Origin of the sequence: Pseudomonas sp. LAIL14HWK12:I10, assembly GCF_900184205.1 — a bacterium.
GTDB lineage: Bacteria > Pseudomonadota > Gammaproteobacteria > Pseudomonadales > Pseudomonadaceae > Aquipseudomonas > Aquipseudomonas kermanshahensis.
In genome coordinates, this window is record NZ_FXWU01000004.1 from 408,208 (window position 1) to 429,014 (window position 20,807).

At 62.9% G+C, this 20,807-nt stretch carries 23 protein-coding genes; 8 read left to right on the forward strand and 15 right to left on the reverse strand.

Translation table 11 applies throughout. The annotated features are described in order from the left end of the window. The first annotated feature begins 35 nt into the window (after positions 1-35). The 4 genes from QOS90_RS12015 (at position 36) to rlmF (ending at position 4,980) form a co-directional block, all read left to right on the forward strand. On the forward strand, positions 36-464 hold the full coding sequence (locus QOS90_RS12015) for a DNA polymerase III subunit chi (protein WP_027595629.1): 429 nt from the start codon (positions 36-38) through the stop codon (positions 462-464). 5 nt (positions 465-469) lie between these two features. After that, entirely contained in the window at positions 470-835 is a 366-nt protein-coding gene (locus QOS90_RS12020; protein ID WP_027595628.1) for a hypothetical protein, read from the forward strand. A gap of 184 nt (positions 836-1,019) precedes the next feature. Next, positions 1,020-3,866, forward strand: a complete 2,847-nt coding sequence (locus QOS90_RS12025; protein WP_027595627.1) for a valine--tRNA ligase — start codon at positions 1,020-1,022, stop codon at positions 3,864-3,866. Between the two features lie 163 nt (positions 3,867-4,029). After that, positions 4,030-4,980: a 23S rRNA (adenine(1618)-N(6))-methyltransferase RlmF gene (rlmF, locus tag QOS90_RS12030; RefSeq protein WP_085272664.1), complete on the forward strand. Its 951-nt coding sequence runs from the start codon at positions 4,030-4,032 to the stop codon at positions 4,978-4,980. Positions 4,981-5,032: 52 nt separating this feature from the next. Here rlmF and QOS90_RS12035 read toward each other — a convergent pair whose 3' ends face one another. Then, positions 5,033-5,314 (reverse strand): HU family DNA-binding protein, encoded by a 282-nt coding sequence (locus QOS90_RS12035; protein WP_003255106.1) that lies wholly within the window; start codon positions 5,312-5,314, stop codon positions 5,033-5,035. Positions 5,315-5,708: 394 nt separating this feature from the next. On the opposite strand from QOS90_RS12035, the gene yejK reads away from it, so the two are divergent. Beyond that, entirely contained in the window at positions 5,709-6,716 is a 1,008-nt protein-coding gene (yejK, locus tag QOS90_RS12040) for a nucleoid-associated protein YejK (protein WP_027595625.1), read from the forward strand. 25 nt (positions 6,717-6,741) lie between these two features. Here the strand turns inward: yejK and QOS90_RS12045 are convergent, their stop codons facing one another. The 4 genes from QOS90_RS12045 to QOS90_RS12060 form a co-directional block, all read right to left on the reverse strand. Next, entirely contained in the window at positions 6,742-7,026 is a 285-nt protein-coding gene (locus tag QOS90_RS12045) for a GIY-YIG nuclease family protein (protein WP_085272663.1), read from the reverse strand. 17 nt (positions 7,027-7,043) lie between these two features. Continuing rightward, positions 7,044-7,520, reverse strand: coding sequence for a nuclear transport factor 2 family protein (locus QOS90_RS12050; protein WP_085272662.1), 477 nt, complete (start codon positions 7,518-7,520; stop codon positions 7,044-7,046). 177 nt (positions 7,521-7,697) lie between these two features. Beyond that, positions 7,698-8,978, reverse strand: coding sequence for a CynX/NimT family MFS transporter (locus tag QOS90_RS12055; protein WP_085272661.1), 1,281 nt, complete (start codon positions 8,976-8,978; stop codon positions 7,698-7,700). 13 nt (positions 8,979-8,991) lie between these two features. Further along, positions 8,992-9,642: a FadR/GntR family transcriptional regulator gene (locus QOS90_RS12060; protein ID WP_085272660.1), complete on the reverse strand. Its 651-nt coding sequence runs from the start codon at positions 9,640-9,642 to the stop codon at positions 8,992-8,994. A 138-nt stretch (positions 9,643-9,780) separates the two neighbouring features. Here QOS90_RS12060 and QOS90_RS12065 point away from each other — a divergent pair, with 138 nt between their 5' ends. After that, positions 9,781-10,962: an alkaline phosphatase family protein gene (locus QOS90_RS12065; protein ID WP_085272659.1), complete on the forward strand. Its 1,182-nt coding sequence runs from the start codon at positions 9,781-9,783 to the stop codon at positions 10,960-10,962. Positions 10,963-11,056: 94 nt separating this feature from the next. Here the strand turns inward: QOS90_RS12065 and hisC are convergent, their stop codons facing one another. The 10 genes from hisC to QOS90_RS12115 all read right to left on the reverse strand — a co-directional run bounded on the left by hisC (position 11,057) and on the right by QOS90_RS12115 (position 19,059). Further along, complete coding sequence (hisC, locus tag QOS90_RS12070; RefSeq protein ID WP_027595619.1) at positions 11,057-12,103, reverse strand: histidinol-phosphate transaminase; 1,047 nt, start codon at positions 12,101-12,103, stop codon at positions 11,057-11,059. A gap of 2 nt (positions 12,104-12,105) precedes the next feature. Continuing rightward, positions 12,106-13,431: a histidinol dehydrogenase gene (gene hisD, locus QOS90_RS12075; protein WP_027595618.1), complete on the reverse strand. Its 1,326-nt coding sequence runs from the start codon at positions 13,429-13,431 to the stop codon at positions 12,106-12,108. A gap of 126 nt (positions 13,432-13,557) precedes the next feature. Next, positions 13,558-14,193, reverse strand: coding sequence for an ATP phosphoribosyltransferase (gene hisG, locus QOS90_RS12080; protein WP_033701084.1), 636 nt, complete (start codon positions 14,191-14,193; stop codon positions 13,558-13,560). A 170-nt stretch (positions 14,194-14,363) separates the two neighbouring features. Next, complete coding sequence (gene murA / locus QOS90_RS12085) at positions 14,364-15,629, reverse strand: UDP-N-acetylglucosamine 1-carboxyvinyltransferase (RefSeq protein ID WP_027595616.1); 1,266 nt, start codon at positions 15,627-15,629, stop codon at positions 14,364-14,366. A 23-nt stretch (positions 15,630-15,652) separates the two neighbouring features. Further along, positions 15,653-15,892, reverse strand: coding sequence for a BolA family protein (locus QOS90_RS12090; RefSeq protein ID WP_003255121.1), 240 nt, complete (start codon positions 15,890-15,892; stop codon positions 15,653-15,655). Between the two features lie 119 nt (positions 15,893-16,011). Then, positions 16,012-16,314 carry an STAS domain-containing protein gene (locus QOS90_RS12095; RefSeq protein WP_027595615.1) on the reverse strand — a complete coding sequence of 101 codons (303 nt, stop codon included), beginning with the start codon at positions 16,312-16,314 and terminating at the stop codon, positions 16,012-16,014. Next, positions 16,311-16,958, reverse strand: a complete 648-nt coding sequence (locus QOS90_RS12100; RefSeq protein ID WP_027595614.1) for an MlaC/ttg2D family ABC transporter substrate-binding protein — start codon at positions 16,956-16,958, stop codon at positions 16,311-16,313. The genes QOS90_RS12095 and QOS90_RS12100 overlap by 4 nt, the downstream gene beginning before the upstream one ends. Before the next feature lie 9 nt (positions 16,959-16,967). Then, a complete protein-coding gene (mlaD, locus tag QOS90_RS12105) occupies positions 16,968-17,453 on the reverse strand; it encodes an outer membrane lipid asymmetry maintenance protein MlaD (RefSeq protein ID WP_027595613.1) in 486 nt (161 codons plus the stop codon). After that, positions 17,453-18,250, reverse strand: a complete 798-nt coding sequence (mlaE, locus tag QOS90_RS12110; protein ID WP_027595612.1) for a lipid asymmetry maintenance ABC transporter permease subunit MlaE — start codon at positions 18,248-18,250, stop codon at positions 17,453-17,455. The genes mlaD and mlaE overlap by 1 nt, the downstream gene beginning before the upstream one ends. Continuing rightward, positions 18,250-19,059 (reverse strand): ATP-binding cassette domain-containing protein, encoded by an 810-nt coding sequence (locus QOS90_RS12115; RefSeq protein ID WP_085272658.1) that lies wholly within the window; start codon positions 19,057-19,059, stop codon positions 18,250-18,252. The genes mlaE and QOS90_RS12115 overlap by 1 nt, the downstream gene beginning before the upstream one ends. A 246-nt stretch (positions 19,060-19,305) precedes the next feature. Here QOS90_RS12115 and QOS90_RS12120 point away from each other — a divergent pair, with 246 nt between their 5' ends. Next, positions 19,306-20,280 (forward strand): KpsF/GutQ family sugar-phosphate isomerase, encoded by a 975-nt coding sequence (locus QOS90_RS12120; protein ID WP_027595611.1) that lies wholly within the window; start codon positions 19,306-19,308, stop codon positions 20,278-20,280. Beyond that, a complete protein-coding gene (locus QOS90_RS12125; RefSeq protein WP_027595610.1) occupies positions 20,281-20,805 on the forward strand; it encodes a KdsC family phosphatase in 525 nt (174 codons plus the stop codon). Positions 20,806-20,807 lie beyond the last annotated feature (2 nt).

Below are 20,807 nucleotides of genomic sequence, written 5' to 3' on the forward strand. Positions count from 1 at the left end.
GGCGCCTTGCGCGCCACCGGCCGGCAGAGACCACCATGAGCAAAGTCGATTTTTACATCCTGCCCACCGACGCCTTGTCGGCGCGGCTCGATTTCGCCTGCAAACTGTGCGAAAAAGCCTGGCGCCTCGGCCACCGGGTCTACCTGCATTGCCAGGATGCCGAACAGCGCAGCGAACTGGACCAACGCCTCTGGCACTTCAAGGGCGAAGCCTTCGTGCCCCACGACCTCGCGGAATTGCACGCGGATGCCACGGTGGCCTTAGGGATTGCCGAGCATGCCGGGCAACACAGCGACCTGCTGATCAACCTGGGCGCTGGCGTGCCTGCGTTCGTCGGCCAGTTCGAACGGGTGGCCGAGATCGTCGTCGAGGAGCCAGGCATCCGCCAATCGGCCCGTGAGCGGTTCCGTTTCTACCGCGAACAGGGCTATGCTCTGCAAGACCACCGCTTACAGCGACTTTGACGACGATGGACAAGCCCTCCCCTTTGCCCGACTCCGCCCATCTGCTCGATGACCTCGAGTCGATCCGCCAGTTACTTGGCGACGCCGACCTGCAACCGCCGCTGCTGACCGAGACGGTGGAGCAGATTCCACTGTTACTGGACGAACCCGCCGGCAACCCCGTATCGGCCGTCGAGCCGATCGCCGCAGCCCCCGAGGAAGACTCGCAAACCCGCCGCCAGGACACCTTGCTGCACCTGGAAAGCGAGCTGCGCGCCGCGGCGCAGGCGATCATGCAAGACGTGATCAATGACTTTACCCCGCATATCGAGAACGAAATCAAGCGCCGGCTGGATGCGCGTATCGAGCGCTTGATCAAGCGTTCTGAGTGATATTCCGGGGCCGCTTTGCGGCCCATTCGCGGCACAAGGCCGCTCCTACAGGGATCGCGGTGCCTGTGGGCGCGGCCTTGTGTCGCGAAAGGGCTGCAAAGCAGCCCCCGGCCTGTCGCCTAAACCCTGTGCCTTCGTTATACTTTTCGGCTTTCCCGAATAAATGCACAGGGTCCCGCCGCGCATGGATAAGACCTACCAGCCGCACGCTATCGAAACTTCCTGGTACAACACCTGGGAGTCCGAGAACTATTTCGCTCCACAAGGTGCAGGTGAGTCCTACACCATCATGATCCCGCCGCCGAACGTCACTGGCAGCCTGCACATGGGCCATGGGTTCAACAACGCGATCATGGACGCCCTGATCCGTTTCCGCCGCATGCAGGGTCGCGACACCCTGTGGCAGCCGGGCACCGACCACGCCGGTATCGCCACGCAGATGCTGGTCGAGCGCCAGCTCGAGGCCAAAGGCCAGAACCGTCATGACCTGGGTCGCGAACAGTTCCTGGAAAAAGTCTGGGAGTGGAAGGACCAGTCCGGCGGCAACATCAGCCGTCAGATCCGCCGCCTGGGCTCGTCGGTCGACTGGAGCCGTGAGCGCTTCACCATGGACGACGGCCTGTCTGAAGCCGTCAAAGAAGCCTTCGTGCGCCTGCACGAAGACGGCCTGATCTACCGCGGCAAGCGCCTGGTCAACTGGGACACCAAGCTGCACACGGCCATCTCCGACCTCGAAGTGGAAAACCACGACGAGAAGGGCCACCTGTGGAACCTGCGCTACCCGCTGGCCGACGGCGCCAAGACCGCCGAAGGCAAGGACTACCTGGTGGTTGCCACCACGCGTCCGGAAACCCTGCTGGGTGACGCTGCCGTCGCGGTCAACCCGAACGACGAGCGCTACCAGGCCCTGATCGGCAAGTTCGTCGAGCTGCCACTGGTCGGCCGCCGCATCCCGATCATCGCCGACGACTACTGCGACCCGGAATTCGGCACCGGCTGCGTGAAGATCACCCCGGCACACGACTTCAACGACTACGAAGTCGGCAAGCGCCACAACCTGCCGCTGTTGAACATCTTCGACAAGAACGCGATGGTCCTGGCCAATGCCCAGGCCTTCAACCTCGACGGCAGCGTCAACGAGCAGGTCGACACCACCCTGCCCGCCCAGTACGCCACCCTCGACCGCTTTGTCGCGCGTAAGCAGATCGTCGCCGACCTGGACGCCCAGGGCCTGCTGGTCAGCATCGACGACCACGCTTTGAAAGTGCCGAAAGGCGACCGCTCGGGCACCGTCATCGAACCGTGGCTGACCGACCAGTGGTACGTCTCCACCAAGCCGCTGGCAGAGCCTGCCATCGCCGCCGTGGAAGATGGCCGCATCCAGTTCGTGCCCAAGCAGTACGAGAACATGTATTTCTCCTGGATGCGCGACATCCAGGACTGGTGCATCAGCCGCCAGCTGTGGTGGGGCCACCGCATCCCGGCATGGTACGACGAGGCCGGCCAGGTCTATGTCGGCCGTGACGAGGCTGAAGTCCGCGCCAAGCACAACCTGGGCGCCGATGTTGCCCTGCGCCAGGACGACGACGTACTCGACACCTGGTTCAGCTCGGGCCTGTGGACCTTCTCGACGCTGGGCTGGCCAGAACAGACCGAGTTCCTCAAGAAGTTCCACTCCACCGATGTGCTGGTCACCGGCTTCGACATCATCTTCTTCTGGGTTGCGCGCATGATCATGCTGACCATGCACCTGATCAAGAACGAGGACGGCACCCCTCAGGTTCCGTTCAAGACCGTGTACGTGCACGGCCTGGTGCGCGATGGCCAAGGCCAGAAGATGTCCAAGTCCAAGGGCAACGTCCTGGACCCGCTGGACATCGTCGACGGCATCACCCTCGACGCCCTGCTGGAAAAACGCACCAGCGGCATGATGCAGCCCAAGCTTGCCGAGAAGATCGCCAAGCAGACCAAGGCCGAGTTCCCGGACGGCATCGCCAGCTACGGCACCGACGCCCTGCGCTTCACGTTCTGCTCGCTGGCCTCGACCGGCCGCGACATCAAGTTCGACATGGGCCGCGTCGAAGGCTACCGCAACTTCTGCAACAAGATCTGGAACGCCGCCCGCTACGTGCTGGACAAGGGCGAGGACTGCGGCCAGAACGGCGAAGCCTACGAGCTGTCGCTGGCCGACCGCTGGATCATCTCGCAACTGCAGCGTACCGAAGCCGAAGTGACCCGCCAGCTGGAGCAGTTCCGCTTCGACCTGGCCAGCCAGGCCCTGTACGAGTTCATCTGGAACCAGTATTGCGACTGGTACCTGGAACTCTCCAAGCCTGTGCTGTGGGACGAGAACGCCCCGGTCGAGCGCGCCCGTGGCACCCGTCGCACCCTGGTGCGCGTGCTGGAAGTGGCCCTGCGCCTGGCGCACCCGTTCATGCCGTTCATCACTGAAGAAATCTGGCAGCGCATCGCGCCGCTGGCTGGTATTCAGGGCAAGACCATCATGCTGCAGCCGTGGCCGGTGGCCAATGAAAGCCGCATCGATGCCGCTGCCGAAGGTGACATCGAGTGGCTCAAGGAGCTGATGGTCGGCCTGCGCAACATCCGCGCCGAAATGAACATCGGCCCGGGCAAGCCATTGCCACTGTTCCTGAAAAACGCCAATGCCGACGACCAACGCCGCCTGCAGGAAAACGAAGCCCTGCTGAAGAAACTGGCCAAGGTCGAGTCGTTCACCGTGCTTGGCGATGCTGACGAAGCGCCACTGTCGGCCACCGCACTGGTGGGCGATCTGCAGGTACTGGTGCCGATGGCCGGCCTGATCGACAAGGACGCCGAACTGGCTCGCTTGAACAAGGAGATCCAGCGTCTGCAAGGTGAAGTCCAGCGCGTGGGCGGCAAGCTGTCCAACGCTGCCTTCGTCGACAAGGCACCGCCTGCGGTGATCGAGAAGGAGCGCGCCAAGCTGGCCGAGTCCGAACAGGCCCTGGCCAACTTCACCGAGCAGCATGCGCGGATTGCAGCGCTGTAACAATCTGATAGACCGATGGGGCCGCTGTGCGGCCCTTTCGCGACACAAGGCCGCTCCTACAGGGACGGCGCCGGTTTGAAAGGCGCCGCTATCCTGTAGGAGCGGCCTTGTGTCGCGAAAGGGCTGCACAGCAGCCCCAAGGCCTGCAGCACCGGACCTGACCATGACCCAGAAACCCACCCTGCACCCGCGCAACCGCCACCAGGGTCGCTACGACTTCCCCAGCCTGATCAAGGCCCACCCTGACCTGGCCCGCTTCACCATCACCAACCCGCACGGCAAACCCAGCATCGACTTCGCCAACCCCGAGGCGGTACGGGTGTTCAACCGCGCCTTGCTCAAGGCCCAGTACGGTATCCAGCACTGGGACATCCCCGCCGACTACCTGTGCCCGCCCATCCCCGGTCGCGCCGACTACATCCATGTGCTCGCCGACCTGCTGGGCGAAGACAATGCGGGGGAGATCCCCAAGGGCGCCCAGGTGCGCGCGCTGGACATCGGCGTGGGTGCCAACTGCATCTACCCGCTGATCGGCCACAGCGACTACCGCTGGCGCTTCCTGGGCTCGGATATCGACCCAGTGGCACTGGCGTCGGCCAAGGCCATCGTCCAGGCCAATGGCCTGAGCAAGGCCATCACTCTGCGCCAGCAGGCCAACCGCACGCACATTCTCAGCGGCCTGTTGCAGGCGGACGAGCGCTTCGACCTGACCCTGTGCAACCCGCCCTTCCATGCCTCACGCGATGAAGCCACCCGCGGCAGCCAGCGCAAGTGGAAAAACCTGGGCAAGCAGGACCCCAAGCGCAAACTGCCCGTGCTCAATTTCGGCGGCCAGAACAACGAACTGTGGTGTGAGGGCGGCGAGATCCGCTTCGTGACGCAACTGGTCGGGGAAAGCGCGCAGTACGCCGAAAGCGTGCTGTGGTTCACCAGCCTGGTGTCCAAGGCCAGCAACCTGCCAGGCATCGAGGCTGCGCTGAAAAAAGCAGGCGCCAAGGCCGTGCGCATCATCGAGATGGGCCAAGGGCAGAAGCAGAGCCGCATGGTCGCCTGGAGCTTCCAGGACGACAACGCGCGCCTGGCCTGGCACGCACGGCGTAAAACACAAGGCTGAAAAAAACCGCGCCCGGGCAAGCCCGGGCGCGGTTTCGTCACAGCGTCAACAATTACTTGTTGATGGCGTCGGTCAGCACTTTGGCTGGCACGAACTTGACGACTTTCTTGGCAGCGATTTCGATGGCAGCGCCAGTCGAAGGGTTGCGGCCGGTACGGGCAGGACGCTCCGAGACTTTCAGCTTGCCGATGCCTGGCAGGGTGATTTCAGCGCCGTTTTCCAGTTGGTCAGCAACGATCTGGCCCAGTTGCTCCAGTGCGTTTTTGGCGGTGGCTTTTGGCGCGGCGATCGATTCGGCGATGTCGGCAATCAGTTGGTCTTTGGTCAATGCCATGGTGATGTTCCTTCCCTATCAAATTCAGTAGTTAAGCAGCGAGCTACGACGTTATCGGGCCAGCCCCTGAATTCTGGAGGGCCGCGCCAATCGCGTATGTAGATACGTAAATCGGCGTTTGGTTCGACACGACGCTAGCGTGCTGCCAGCAATGCGCCACGCGAGGGGCGCAAGACCGCGCAAAGCTACCACAGGAATGGATAAATATCCGCTGCGCACTTCGATTTAATGCAGGTTTTTCGGGGGTTTTAGCTTAAAACGCACAAAACTGAACAAAAAACGAACAACCGGCATTTCTGCCAACATCCGGCCACTGCATCACCTTGTCTCTGGGGTAAACTGGACGACTTTTGCAGCGCGGCCGTGCACCGCCCCCAGACTCGCCGAGGACTTCATGCCAATCCGTCATTGTATCGTTCACCTGATCGACAAGAAGCCCGATGGCAGCCCCGCCGTGCTGCACGCACGCGATACCGAACTGGGCGCCTCCGATGCCATCGAAAACCTGCTGGCCGACCTCAACGACAGCTACAACGCTAAGCAAGGCAAGGCGTGGGGCTTCTTCCACGGCGAATCGGGTGCCTACCCGCTCAGTGGCTGGTTGAAGCAGTACCTGGAAGCAGAAAAGGACTTCGCGGCGTTCAGCCGCATCGCCGTCGAACACCTGCAAAAGCTGATGGAAGAGTCCAACCTGTCCACCGGCGGGCACATCCTGTTCGCCCACTACCAGCAAGGCATGACCGATTACCTGGCAATCGCCTTGTTGCACCACAGCGAAGGCGTGGCGGTGAATGCGGACCTCGATGTGACGCCATCGCGCCACCTGGACCTCGGCCAACTGCACTTGGCGGCGCGCATCAACCTGTCCGAGTGGAAGAACAACCAGAATTCCAAGCAGTACATCTCGTTCATCAAAGGCAAGAACGGCAAGAAGGTCTCCGACTACTTTCGTGATTTCATCGGCTGCCAGGAGGGCGTCGACGGCCCAGGTGAAACCCGTACCCTGCTCAAGGCCTTCAGCGACTTCGTCGAGAGCGAAGACTTGCCGGAGGCGTCGGCCCGCGAGAAGACCCAGACCCTGGTCGACTACGCCACCACCCAAACCAAGCTGGGCGAGCCGGTGACCCTTGAAGAACTGTCCAGCCTGATCGATGAAGACCGCCCGAAGGCGTTCTACGACCACATCCGCAACAAAGACTACGGCCTGTCGCCGGAGATCCCTGCCGACAAACGCACCCTCAACCAGTTCCGCCGCTTCACTGGGCGTGCCGAGGGGCTGTCGATCAGCTTCGAGGCGCACCTGCTGGGCGACAAGGTGGAGTATGACGAGGTGGCGGGGACCTTGATCATCAAGGGGCTGCCGACGCAGCTGATCGATCAGCTGAAGCGGCGCAAGGACTGATACCGCCTAGGGCGTGTAGCGCGCCCTAGGGGTTGCTGAACGAGGCGACCAGCGCCTCCTTGGCCGATTTACGCAGCCGCTTCACCAGCCGCTCCTGGCGCAGCGCTTCGCCTTTGTCGGGCCACTGCTCGACATACACCAGCGCCTGCGCCGGGCTGGTCTTGAAGTATCGCGCCCCCTGCCCTTTTTGATGCGCCAGAAAGCGCCGCTGCGGGTCATCACTGATCCCGCAATACAGCGACCCATTGGCCGCCCGCACCAGGTAGACATACCAAGGTTTTACCGCCTGATCCGGCACTGCTTCACTCACGACGCCTGCTCTTTCCGTTAGTTGCCTTGGCTGTGCTGAAACGCCCGCAGCCCTTTGAACGCCTGCTGGCGCACCTTGTTCTGAATCAGCGGCGACCAGCCCAGCAGCACCCCGGGCGCCCCCAATGCCTGGCGCGACCAGCGCCAAAGGTCGAAGCTGTCGTCATGCTGGCAGATCAAGCCATCGCGAATGACAAAACGTGCCTGGATAGCGTTGACCACGGTACGGCCGGTCTGGCTGAACAGGTAGGTCGCGACCCAGTGCGCACTGCCGCCGCGCTCGTCCGCACGGACGTTGTCGAAGGTCAGGGTGAAGCCCTTGGCGCGGGTGGTGAGCATCCGCCACATGTCGCCTGCATCCTTGCCGCGCAGGGTACCGAACACCGGGTCGCTGAAGACGATATCGTCGCTGTAACAGGCCACCATGGCCTCGGCATCCAGCCGCTGGAAGGCCTGGTAGAAGCGGGTGATCAGGTCGCGGTTGGCGTCGCTCATGGGGCAGGTCCATCCTGGGATCGAAAGGTGCACGATAATCTGCTCGATGCGCTTACGCCAGTGCCGGCCCATTCGCGGGACAAGCCCGCTCCCACAGGAGCCCGCAGTCCAGAAAGCACTCCCATCCTGTGGGAGCGGGCTTGTCCCGCGAATGGGCCGGCACTGGCACAATCAGTCTCAGACTTTTTCGCTGGTCACCTGCACATGCAACGCCCGCCCAGCCCCAAGCCCGAAAACAATGGCACCCAGGCCTAGCACGGCAAAGATCCACCCCAGTGCCGCCCAGCCACCGGTCAGGTCATGCACCACCCCCACCGCAAACGGCCCCATCGACGCCAGTGTGTAACCCACCCCTTGCGCCATGCTCGACAAGTTCGCCGCCACATGGGCGTCTTTGGAGCGCAGCACGATCAACGTCAATGCCAGGGCAAACGTCCCGCCCTGCCCCAGGCCCAGCAGCACCGCCCACCCCCACAGCCCGGAAATAGGCGCATACAGGCAGCCAAACAGCCCGGCCAGGGTCACCAGCATGACAATTACGATGGCCAAGCGCTGGTCCTTGCCGCGCGTGGCCAGCCAGGGCGCACTGAGCGAGCTGATCAATTGCACGATCACCGAGCCCGACAGCACCAGCCCCGCCTCGGTTGGGCTCAGACCACGACCCATCAGAATCGAAGGCAACCAACCGAAAACGATATAGGCCAGCGACGATTGCAGGCCCATGTACAAGGTCACCTGCCAGGCCAGTGGGTCACGCCACAGGCCACGCACTCGATAGGCAACCTTGTGCAGGCCGTGCCCCTGGCGCGCCTGCGGCAGCCAGACCAACATGGCCAACAGTGCCGGCACGGCCCAGAAGCCCAGCCCCAGCGCCCAGTTGCCTTCGTAGTGCTGGGCCAGGGGCACCGTGGCGCCGGCCGCCATGGCCGCCCCCAGGCACAGCGCCATGGTGTAGACCCCGGTCAAGGTGCCGGCATGCTGTGGGAAGTCGCGCTTGACGATGCCCGGCAACAGCACGCCGATAATGCCAATGCTGGCGCCGGCCATGAGGCTGCCCAGGAACACCCCGGCCACCCCAAAGGCACTGCGCACCACAATGCCCAAGGCCAAGGTCAGGAGAATGCCGAGGATCACCCGCTCACTGCCAAAACGCCGCGCCAGCACCGGCGCCAGTGGCGCAAACAGGCCCAGGCACAGCACCGGCAAGGTGGTCAGCAAACCGGCCTGCGAAGCACTCAAGCCCAGGCCATCGGACACCAGGCCCAGCACCGGCGCCATGCTCGACAAGGCCGGCCGCAGGTTCAGCGCCACCAATACCAGGCCCAGCAGCAACAGCCAGGGCCGGCGCAGCAGCACAGGCTGTTGCTGCACCTGCTCGTCATCGGCTTCGGCATCGATCAGCAGTTCGTCGAGTTCCCGCTCGCCGGGCGGGTTGCTACGGGTCATTGATTCAGCCATGGGCTTCTCGTGGTCAGGATTCGATGAGGGTCCGGCTCAGGCGCTTGGCCCGCTCCGAATCACGTTGCTCGATGGCGTCGAGGATTTCCCCGTGCAGATCGAACGTGGACTGGCAGCGCGGAACGGTGGTCATGTTGTGCTGCAGCGCAGCGGCCACCACGCCGGAAAAGTACCGGTACAACTCACTCAATGCCGGGTTGTGGGCGGCGTCCACCAAGCGCTGGTGAAACACCAGGTCGCAGCTCACATACGCATCGATGTCACCGTGAAAATGCCCGGCGCTGCCCGCAAGGGCTTCACGCAACCCGTGCAGGTCGGTGTCGGTACGGCGCAGCGCTGCTAGGCCGATGGCCTCGGCTTCGAGGATATGGCGAGTCTCCCGCGCCTGCTCGGGGGTGCAGCGGGACATCGCCTGCACCGCCATCAACGGGTCCTGGGCGGTGCGCAGGTAACTGCCATCGCCCTGCCGTATTTCCACCAGGCCACTGAACGCCAGCACGCGCATGGCCTCACGCACGGTATTGCGGCTGATGCCCAGTTCCTGGGCCAGCTCCGGCTCAGTCGGCAGGCGCTGCCCTACTTGCCAGTCGCCGTTGAGGATGCGCTCGCGCATGCGCTCCACGGCAAGTTCGACCAGGGAACGCTTGGTCAGCTCTACGCTCATTACATTCAACCAATCATCCGATGAATTGCTGCAGCCTAATGGAAAGCCCTCTGAACAGCAAACCACCTGGTATTTCTGCCAGTTGTGAGCAGCACGCTTTATTGCAACGCTCGCTCTACCGTTCCCGGATGCCCCTTCATGCGATTATCAGCCCTGCTTCTGATGACACTGGTGCTACTGGCAGCTTGCGACCCGGCGCAGCCTGCGCGCCAACCGAAAACCCTGATCATCGGTATCGAAGGCGTGCAACTCGACCGTTACGAAGCATTGGGCGACGGCAGCAATCTGCAGCAACGCCTGTATTACGGCAGCGCCTACACCGGCGGCATCACCGGCAAGGCCAGCGAACAACCAACGCTCAGCGGCCCTGGCTGGGTCACCCTGCTCACCGGGGTCTGGAGCAACAAGCATGGCGTTGGCTCGAATGCCGAGTCGCTGCGGGCCTCCCCGGCCTTCCCTAGCCTGTTCAAACGCCTGCGCCAGGCGCTGCCCACCGCCTACCTGTCCAGTGTGGTGAACTGGTCGCCGATCAACACCGCGTTCCTGCTCGAGGACGCCCACGGCAACGACGTACGCGAGAGTGGCCTATCCGACGATAACGTCATCGCGCGGGCGCTGCAGATACTTGACACCACGCCCGCCGACTTCACCTTCATCCAGCTGGGCGAACCTGATGAGGCCGGCCACAACGGTGGCTTCGACAACCGCTACCAGCTGGCACTGCGAAAGGCCGACAACCAAGTGGGGGAACTGCTGGACGCGGTCGACCTACGCAGCCGCCGCCATCTGCGTGAAGACTGGCTGGTGATTGTCAGCACGGACCATGGCCGCGACTATTGGGGCAAAGGCCATGGCGGCGTCACAGAACAGGAAAAGACCATCTTCATCGCCAGCAATAAACCGCTGAACAAAGAACTGACCCAGCCCAGCATTCCGAAAGAAAACCCAGGGCCAAACAACCTGTACCGTCTGCCTGCGCAGACCTCAGTGGCACCCACCGTCCTGCGCCACATGGGGCTGACACTCGAGCCGCAATGGCTGCTCGACGGCACACCCCTGCTGGGTAACACCGGCGCTCGCAAAGCAAGGGCCGATGAAGCCACTGCCCGCCTGCGCTGGCACAGTACCGCCAAGGGCTACCTGACCATCCTCAAGAACGGGCATGTGGTTGCACAAGTACCGGCAGGGGCCGAGCAGTGGACCGACCCGGACGGTATGGATGACGTCAACGACTATGTGCTGCTACTCGATGGCACCCCGGCGGCCGTACGCAACAGGCCGGCCGGCATGCCGTACAGCATCGAGGAAATCGCCTACTGAGAGCCAGGTTCAGCCCTTGAAGCAAAAACCCCGCCTGGCAGCCGATGCCAGGCGGGGTCAGATCGAAGCAGGCGGCTGCTTGAGCCTACCTTGATCAGTTCAGCGCATCGAGCAACGCCTGGTTCATTTCCGGCGTACCGATGGTAATCCGCAGGAACTGGGCGATCCGCGCCTGCTTGAAGTGCCGCACGATCACGCCTTGCTCACGCAAGCGAGCCGCCAACTCGGCCGCATCCTGCTGCGGGTGACGGGCGAAGATGAAGTTGGCCGCCGACGGCAGCACCTCGAAGCCCTTGGCCGTCAGTTGCTCGACCAGCACTTCACGGCTGTCGATCACCTTGCGGCAGGTTTCTTCGAAGTAGGCACGGTCTTCGAACGCCACGGCTGCACCGACGATCGCCGCACGGTCCAGCGGGTAGGAGTTGAAGCTGTTCTTGATCCGCTCCAGCGCTTCGATCAGGTCCGGGTGGCCCACTGCCAAGCCAACGCGCAGGCCAGCCAGCGAACGGGACTTGGACAAGGTCTGGGTCACCAGCAGGTTGTCGTAGCGGTCTACCAGGCTGATGGCCGTCTCGCCACCAAAGTCGATGTAGGCCTCATCCACCACCACCACCGAATCCGGGTTGCCCTGCAGCAGCTGCTCGACCGCTTGCAGCGGCATCAGGCAGCCGGTCGGCGCATTCGGGTTGGGGAAGATGATCCCGGCATTCGGCTTTTTGTAGTCCTCGACGCGGATCTGGAACTGCTCGTCCAGCGCCACTTGCTCGTAGGCAATCCCGTACAGGCCGCAGTACACCGGATAGAAGCTGTAGCTGATGTCCGGGAACAGCAGCGGTGCATCGTGCTGGAACAGGCCGTGGAAGATGTGCGCCAGCACCTCGTCCGAACCGTTGCCGACAAACACCTGCCCCGGGGTGACGCCGTAGTACTCGGCCACCGCCTGCTTGAGCCGGTCACCGTTCGGGTCCGGGTACAGACGCAGGTTGTCGTTCAGCTCGCCGCGCATGGCTTCCAGCGCCTTGGGCGACGGACCATAGGGGTTCTCGTTGGTGTTGAGCTTGACCAGGCGGGCCAGCTTGGGTTGCTCGCCCGGCACGTAAGGCACCAGGTCCTTGACGAAGGGGCTCCAGAATCGACTCATGCTCAGTTCCCCTTCTCTTGGGTCAGGATACGGTATTCAGCACTGCGGGCGTGGGCGGTCAGCGACTCGCCACGGGCCAGGACCGAAGCGGTGTGCCCCAGCTCGGATGCGCCCTGCTCGGAGCAGAAGATGATCGACGAACGCTTCTGGAAGTCATACACCCCCAGTGGCGACGAAAAACGCGCGGTGCCGGAGGTTGGCAACACGTGGTTGGGGCCTGCGCAGTAGTCACCCAGTGCTTCACTGGTGTGGCGGCCCATGAAGATTGCACCGGCGTGGCGAATCTGCGGCAACCAGGCCTGCGGGTCGGCGACCGACAGCTCCAAGTGCTCAGGGGCGATGCGGTTGGCCACGTCGATGGCCTGCTGCATGTCACGCACCTGGATCAGCGCGCCGCGGCCATTAACCGATTTCTCGATGATCTCGGCGCGCTCCATGGTCGGCAGCAGCTTGTCGATGCTGGCGGCTACGCGATCGAGGAACTCAGCGTCCGGGCTGACCAGGATGGCCTGAGCGTCTTCGTCGTGCTCGGCCTGGGAGAACAGGTCCATGGCGATCCAGTCCGGGTCGGTCTGGCCGTCACACACCACGAGAATTTCCGACGGGCCGGCGATCATGTCGATGCCGACCTGGCCGAACACGTGGCGCTTGGCGGTGGCGACATAGATGTTGCCCGGGCCGACGATCTTGTCCACCTGCGGCACACTCTCGGTGCCATAGGCCAGCGCGGCGACGGCCTGTGCGCCACCCACGGTGAACACACGGTCGACACCGGCGATGCAGGCAGCGGCCAGCACCAGTTCGTTGACCTCGCCACGCGGGGTCGGTACCACCATGACCACTTCGGTCACGCCCGCGACCTTGGCGGGAATGGCGTTCATCAGTACCGAGGACGGGTACGACGCCTTGCCACCCGGTACGTACAGGCCTGCGCGGTCCAGCGGCGTGACCTTCTGGCCCAGCACGGTGCCGTCGGCTTCGGTGTACTGCCAGGAATCCTGCTTTTGCCGCTCGTGGTAGATGCGCACGCGCTCGGCGGCCTTTTCCAGGGCTGCACGCTGGGTGTCGGTAATGCGCGTCAGGGCAAGCTCAAGGCGTTCACGGCCAAGAATCAGGTCATCGATGGACTTAGCATCGACACCATCGAAGCGCTGGGTGAACTCCACCAGGGCCGCATCGCCGCGTTCGCGAACGGCCTTGATGATGTCGAGCACGCGCTGGTTGACCGCGTCATCGGACACACTTTCCCAGCTCAGCAGATGATCCAGATGTCGGGCGAAATCCGGATCAGCGGCGTTGAGACGGGCAATTGCAGTGGACACGGTCATGGCGAGGGCCTCGATTATTAGCGAATGCTCAGGCGCCCTAGGCTACCAGTCCATCCGCGCGGGCACCCGAGAAAAGTGGCTATGACGCGGATAGACGGGCGCGACAGCGGAGGTCGCGCGCAGGAGTCAGCCGCGGTGTCGCGATTCGACGGCCTTGCGCAGGGTGTCGATCAGGCTCTGGATACGGGCGTGCTGCATCTTCATCGATGCTTTGTTGACCACCAGGCGGGAGCTGATCGTGGCGATCATTTCCTGGGGTTCCAGGCCATTGGCGCGCAGGGTGTTGCCAGTGTCGACCACGTCGATGATCTTGTCGGCAAGGTTGATCAGGGGTGCCAGCTCCATCGAGCCATACAGCTTGATGATGTCGACCTGACGGCCCTGCTCGGCGTAATAACGCTTGGCGACGTTGACGAACTTGGTGGCCACACGCAGACGGCCCTTGGGCTCAGGTGCGCCGACCACGCCAGCGGTCATCAGCTTGCAGCAGGCAATCTGCAGGTCCAGCGGCTCGTACAGGCCCTGGCCGCCGTACTCCATCAGCACGTCCTTGCCAGCCACACCGAGGTCGGCGGCGCCATGCTCGACGTAGGTCGGCACGTCAGTGGCACGCACGATCAGCAGGCGTACGTCGTCCTGCGTGGTGGGGATGATCAGTTTACGGCTCTTGTCCGGGTTCTCGGTCGGCACGATACCGGCCTCGGCCAGCAATGGCAGGGTATCGTCGAGAATTCGGCCTTTGGATAGCGCGATGGTCAACATGGGAAACGTCGGTCCTTAAGCGGCTACTGCCGGCCGGGCCTAGGCCCGACCTCATTCAATTCGTGTGTGGGAGCGGGCTAGCCCCGCGAACACCGGCAACGCCGGTGCCATACACCGCAGTGCCTCCTTCGCGGGACAAGCCCGCTCCCACATCGTGCGCCTGTGGGCTATTAACCCGGTACGCGGCGGATCTTGGCGCCCAGCATCTGCAGTTTTTCCTCGATGCACTCGTAACCACGGTCGATGTGGTAGATGCGATCGATCAGCGTATCGCCTTCGGCCACCAGCGCCGACAGTACCAGGCTGGCGGAAGCACGCAGGTCGGTGGCCATGACTGGCGCGCCCTTCAGCGTCTTGACGCCGGTGACGATGGCGGTGTTGCCTTCGACCTGGATCTGCGCGCCCATGCGGTGCATTTCGTAGACGTGCATGAAGCGGTTTTCGAAGATCGTCTCGATCACCGCGCCAGTGCCTTCGGCGATGGCGTTGAGCGAGATGAACTGCGCCTGCATGTCGGTCGGGAACGCTGGGTACGGCGCGGTACGCAGGTTGACAGCCTTGGGCCGCTTGCCGTGCATGTCCAGCTCGATCCAGTCTTCACCGGTGGTGATGTCGGCGCCCGCTTCCTTGAGTTTTTCCAGTACCGCTTCAAGGATGGTCGGGTCGGTGTCCTTGACCTTGACGCGGCCGCCGGTGACGGCTGCGGCGACCAGGTAGGTACCGGTTTCGATACGGTCGGGCATGACGCGGTAAGTGGCCGAGTGCAGACGCTCGACGCCTTCGATGGTGATGGTGTCGGTGCCAGCGCCCTGAACATTGCCGCCCATGGCGTTGATGAAGTTGGCCAGGTCGACCACTTCAGGTTCACGGGCAGCGTTTTGCAGCACGCTGCGGCCTTTGGCCAGGGCAGCGGCCATCATGATGTTCTCGGTACCGGTCACGCTGACGGTGTCGAAGAAGAAGTGCGCACCGCGCAGGCCACCCTCAGGCGCCTTGGCCTTGATGTAGCCGGCTTCGACTTCGATCTTCGCGCCCATGGCTTCAAGGCCACGGATGTGCAGGTCGACAGGGCGCGAACCGATGGCGCAACCGCCAGGCAGGGCTACTTCAGCCTCGCCGAAACGTGCAACCATCGGGCCCAGCACCAGGATCGAGGCGCGCATGGTCTTGACCAGCTCGTACGGCGCGACCAGCGTCTTGATGGTGCGTGGGTCGATTTCCACGGCCAGCTTTTCGTCGATCACAGGCTCGATGCCCATGCGCCCGAACAGCTCGATCATGGTGGTGATGTCGTGCAGGTGCGGCAGGTTGGCCACAGTGACCGGGCCGTCAGCCAGCAGGGTCGCCGCCAGAATCGGCAATGCCGCGTTCTTCGCGCCCGAAATGCGGATCTCGCCGTCAAGGCGAGCGCCGCCAGTAATAATCAGTTTGTCCATTGGAGTCTCGCCGCCAAGTTGGCTCAGGTGCGCTCAGCCCAGGCTGCGCTGCTGAAAAATTTCATGGTTACCGCATGGATGCTGCCATTGGCGATCCAGGGATTAAGGTGAGCATAGATCGCCTGCTGACGCTTGACCGGGCTCAGGCCAGCCAACTCGTCGCTGATCACGTTCAATTGGAAGTTGCAGCCTTCGCCTTCAACTTCGACCCGGGATCCCGGCAATTTTTCTTCAAGGAAGCTTTTAACTTCTACGGCCTGCATGCTCAACCTCAATCGGCGCCCGATGCGCACGGGTCGGCCATCATACAAAAAAGCCCCTCGCCTGCGAAGCCCACTGAGGGCGTGCGCTGACCGAGGGGCCATCCTTCAGTGCACTGCCATCAAGTAGCCAGCACTTCATCGAGGTCATAAACCCCGGCAATTTCCCGCATGTCGTCGGGCATACCGCGTACTTCGAAGGCCTTGCCGGCCGCCTGGGCATCGCGGATAAACGCCAGCAGCAGCGACAGGCCGACGCTGGACGATTTCGCCACGGCCGAGCAATCCAGCACCATGTGCGGCTCGCGCGAGGCGTCGATCAATGCCTTGCCTTGCTTGCGCAAGGCCGGGCCGCTGCGATAGTCCAGCACGCCGGTCAAACGCAGTACGCCCGGCTCGGCCATGCTTACGCCAGCCTCACTCATTGCACTGCCTTCTCGGGCGACTTATCGGCGGTTTCCTTGGCCTTGGCCACTTCACCGGCCCAACCGTCGATGGTCTTGTCCAGGTTGTTGCCGTTGCGCTGCATGGCATCGGCGAACTGATCGCGGAACAGTTTGCCGATGTTGATGCCGTTGACGATGACGTTACGCACCTTCCACTCGCCGGCAATGTTCTCCAGGGTGTACTGCACCGGGTACACGGCACCGTTGTTACCGGTCACCTTCATGCCGACGCTGGCACGCTTGCCGTCATCAGCCTTGGCCGGGTCAACGACGATGCCCTGGTTGTTGTATTCCAGCAGGGCGTTGCCATAGAACTGCATCAGGCTGCGCTTGAAGTTCTCCTGGAAGCGCTGCATCTGCTCAGGCGTGGCCTTGCGCGAATACTTCACGGTCATGATGCTGCGGGAAATGCCGTCAGCGTCCACCACCGGGCCAAGGATGCGGTTGAGCGCATCGTAGAAGGCGTTGGGGTTGGACTTGTACTGCTCCTTGTTGGCCTTGAGGTCGCCAAGCAATTCGTTGGTCGTGCCTTGCACCACATCGTGAGGCGTCTGCGCCGCCACGGTCAGCAAAGGGAAGGCCGCCAGCAGGACCAGCAGGCCACGTCGCAGGATCGAAATCATGGAAACTCCTTAATTAGCCGGTTGCGCTTCTTTCGGTTCCTTGCCAACGGAGTTGAGCAGGAACTTGCCAATCAGATCTTCCAGCACCAGTGCCGACTGGGTGTCGTGGATGGTCGCGCCATCCTTGAGCACGTCGTCTTCGCCGCCCACGCTGATGCCGATGTACTTCTCGCCCAGCAACCCGGCGGTCAGGATCGAAGCAGTGGAGTCGGTCGGCAGGTTGTCGACGGTCTTGTCCAGCTGCAACGTCACCCGACCGGTGTAGGAATCACGGTCCAGATCAATGGCGGTGACCTTGCCGATCGTCACACCGGCCATGGTCACTTTAGCTCTGACCGTCAAACCGGCGATATTGTCGAAGTACGCATAAACTTTATAGGTATCGCTGCTCGGGCTGGCCGACAGCCCGCTGACTCGCAGGGCCAGCAGCAGCAGCGCCAGGATCCCGGCCAGGAGGAACAGGCCGACACCGATTTCCAGGGTGCGGTTTTGCATCAGAAATCTCCAAACATCAAGGCGGTCAGAATAAAGTCCAGACCCAGGACAGCCAACGAGGCATAGACCACGGTCTTGGTAGTGGCACGGCTGATCCCTTCTGAGGTGGGCTCACAGTCGTACCCCTGGAATACGGCGATCCAGGTGGTGACGAAGGCGAACACCAGGCTCTTGATCAAGCCGTTCAGCACGTCGTCGGTGAAGGAAACACTGTTCTGCATGTTGGCCCAGAACGAGCCCTCGTAGACGCCCAGCCAATCCACGGCGACCCACGACCCACCCCAGATGCCGACCACGCTGAAGATCAGCGCCAGCAGCGGCAGCGAGATGAAACCGGCCCACAGGCGTGGCGCAACGATGTACTTGAGCGGGTCGACGCCGATCATTTCCAGGCTCGACAGCTGCTCGGTGGACTTCATGTTGCCAATTTCGGCGGTCAGCGCAGAACCTGCGCGGCCGGCGAACAACAGTGCGGTCACCACCGGCCCGAGCTCACGCAGCAGGGTCAGGGCCACCATCTGCCCGACCGCCTGTTCAGAGCCGTACTTGGTCAGGATGCTGTAGCCCTGCAGCGCCAGCACCATGCCGATGAACACACCAGACACGACGATGATCGCCAGCGACAGCACGCCCACCGAGTACAGCTGCTTGGTCAGCAGCTGGAAGCCACCGCCAATACCGCCACGCCCGATCAGCGCATGGAACAGAAACAGACAGGAACGCCCGAGCACGGCCAGCACGTCGATCGCCGAGCGACCGAACAGGCGAACACGTTCGAGTAAGGATTTTCTGCGCATCAACGCGCCCCCAGCAGGTCGGCGCGGTAATCAGGCGCGGGAAAGTGGAAGGGTACCGGGCCATCCGGGTCGCCTTTCATGAACTGGCGAATACGCGGGTTGTCCGAGCCCATCAGCTCGTCAGGCGTGCCCTGCCCCAGCACCTGGCCATCCCCTACCACGTAGATGTAGTCGGCGATGCTGGCGGTTTCGGCCAGGTCGTGGGAAACCACGATGCTGGTGATGCCCAGGGCATCGTTGAGCAGGCGGATCAGGCGCACCAGTACCCCCATGGCGATCGGGTCCTGGCCGACGAACGGTTCGTCGTACATGAGGATCTGCGGGTCCAGGGCGATCGCACGCGCCAACGCCACCCGGCGCTTCATGCCACCGGACAGTTCGTCAGGCATCAGGTCAATGGCACCGCGCAGGCCGACAGCCTGCAGTTTCATCAACACGATGTCGCGAATCATCTCTTCCGACAGCTGGGTGTGCACGCGCAGCGGGAAGGCCACGTTCTCGAACACATCGAGGTCAGTGAACAGCGCGCCGCTCTGGAACAGCACGCCCATCTGCTTGCGCGCGTCGAACAGGTCGCTGCGCGACAGCGTCGGCAGGTTCTGCCCGGCAACCCATACCTCGCCGCTGGACGGACGCAGTTGCGCACCCATCAGGCGTAGCAATGTGGTCTTGCCGCAACCCGATGGCCCCATGATGCCGGTGACCTTGCCGCGCGGGATGCGTATGTCGACACTGCTGAAAATGCTGCGCGAACCGCGCTTGAAGGTCACTCCCTTCAACTCGACCGCGTAGGCGCTATCCACACTCATCTAGACTCCTTGCTAGTGCAGCCTCGTCCTAGTGGACGCTTGCCCTCATCGTGAAGGCACACGTGCCCCTGACAGGCCGAATAGCGGCGAACTATAGCACCGCTGACAGGGCGGCCCCAAGGCCATGGAACGTGTCGTTCAGCACAACGACAGACTTCCATGGCATTTGCCGGGCAATCGAAAGGATGAGGCTTTCTTCCATTGCGGCTATAATCGCCGCCTTTTCATCAGGCATTGTTTGACGACATGAGCCAATCCAGTGAGCTGATCCAGTCCGCCCTGCGCACCTTGCGCCTCGAAGTCGAGGCCGTGGAAAGCCTGGCGCCGCGTATCGACGCCAACTTCGTCAAGGCCTGCGAGCTGATTCTGGCCAGCAAGGGCCGGGTCGTGGTGGTCGGCATGGGCAAGTCGGGGCATATCGGCAACAAGATCGCCGCCACCCTGGCCAGCACCGGCACGCCTGCGTTCTTCGTGCACCCCGCCGAAGCCAGCCATGGCGACATGGGCATGATCACCCGGGACGATGTCATCCTGGCCCTGTCCAACTCTGGCAGCACTGCAGAAATCATCACCTTGCTGCCGCTGATCAAGCGCCTCGGCATCCAGCTGATCAGCCTGACCGGCAATGCCGATTCGCCCCTGGCCCAGGCTGCCGAGGTCAACCTCGACGCCCGCGTCACCCAGGAGGCCTGCCCGCTGAACCTGGCCCCCACCTCTTCGACCACCGCAGCGCTGGTGCTGGGCGACGCCCTGGCCATCGCCCTGCTCGAAGCCCGTGGCTTCACTGCCGAAGACTTCGCCTTTTCGCACCCCGGTGGCGCCCTTGGCCGCCGCCTGCTGCTCAAGGTCGAGAACGTGATGCACGCAGGCGCCGAACTGCCCCAAGTGGCACGCGGCACCCTGCTCAAGGACGCGCTGCTGGAAATGTCACGCAAAGGCCTGGGCATGACCGTGATCCTCGAACCGGACGGCAAACTGGCTGGGATCTTCACCGACGGCGACCTGCGCCGCAGCCTGGACCGCAATATCGACATGCACACCACCTTGATCGACCAGGTGATGACCGTGCATGGCAAGACCGCCCGCGCCGAAATGCTGGCCGCCGAGGCGCTGAAAATCATGGAAGACCACAAGATCAACGCGCTGGTGGTGGTCGACCAGGACGACCGCCCGACCGGCGCCCTGAACATGCACGACCTGTTGCGCGCCGGAGTAATGTAAATGACCCAGGATTTGATTCAACGTGGCCAGGCCATCAAGCTTGCCGTGTTCGACGTTGACGGCGTGCTCACCGACGGCCGCCTGTACTTCCTCGAAGACGGCAGCGAGTTCAAGACCTTCAACACCCTCGACGGCCAGGGCATCAAGATGCTCATGGCATCGGGCGTGACCACGGCAATCATCAGCGGGCGCAAAACCCCGGTGGTCGAGCGCCGTGCGAAAAACCTCGGTATCCCGCATCTGTACCAGGGCCGCGAGGACAAATTGGTGGTACTCGACGGCTTGCTCGCCGAACTCGGCCTAAGCTATGAACAAGTCGCCTACCTGGGCGACGACCTGCCCGACCTGCCGGTGATCCGCCGGGTCGGCCTGGGCATGGCGGTGGCCAACGCCGCCCCCTTCGTTCGCCAACATGCGCACGGGGTGACCCAGGCCCGCGGCGGTGAAGGCGCGGCGCGTGAATTTTGTGAACTGATCATGCAGGCCCAGGGCACCCTGGACGCTGCCAACGCACATTACCTTTAAGG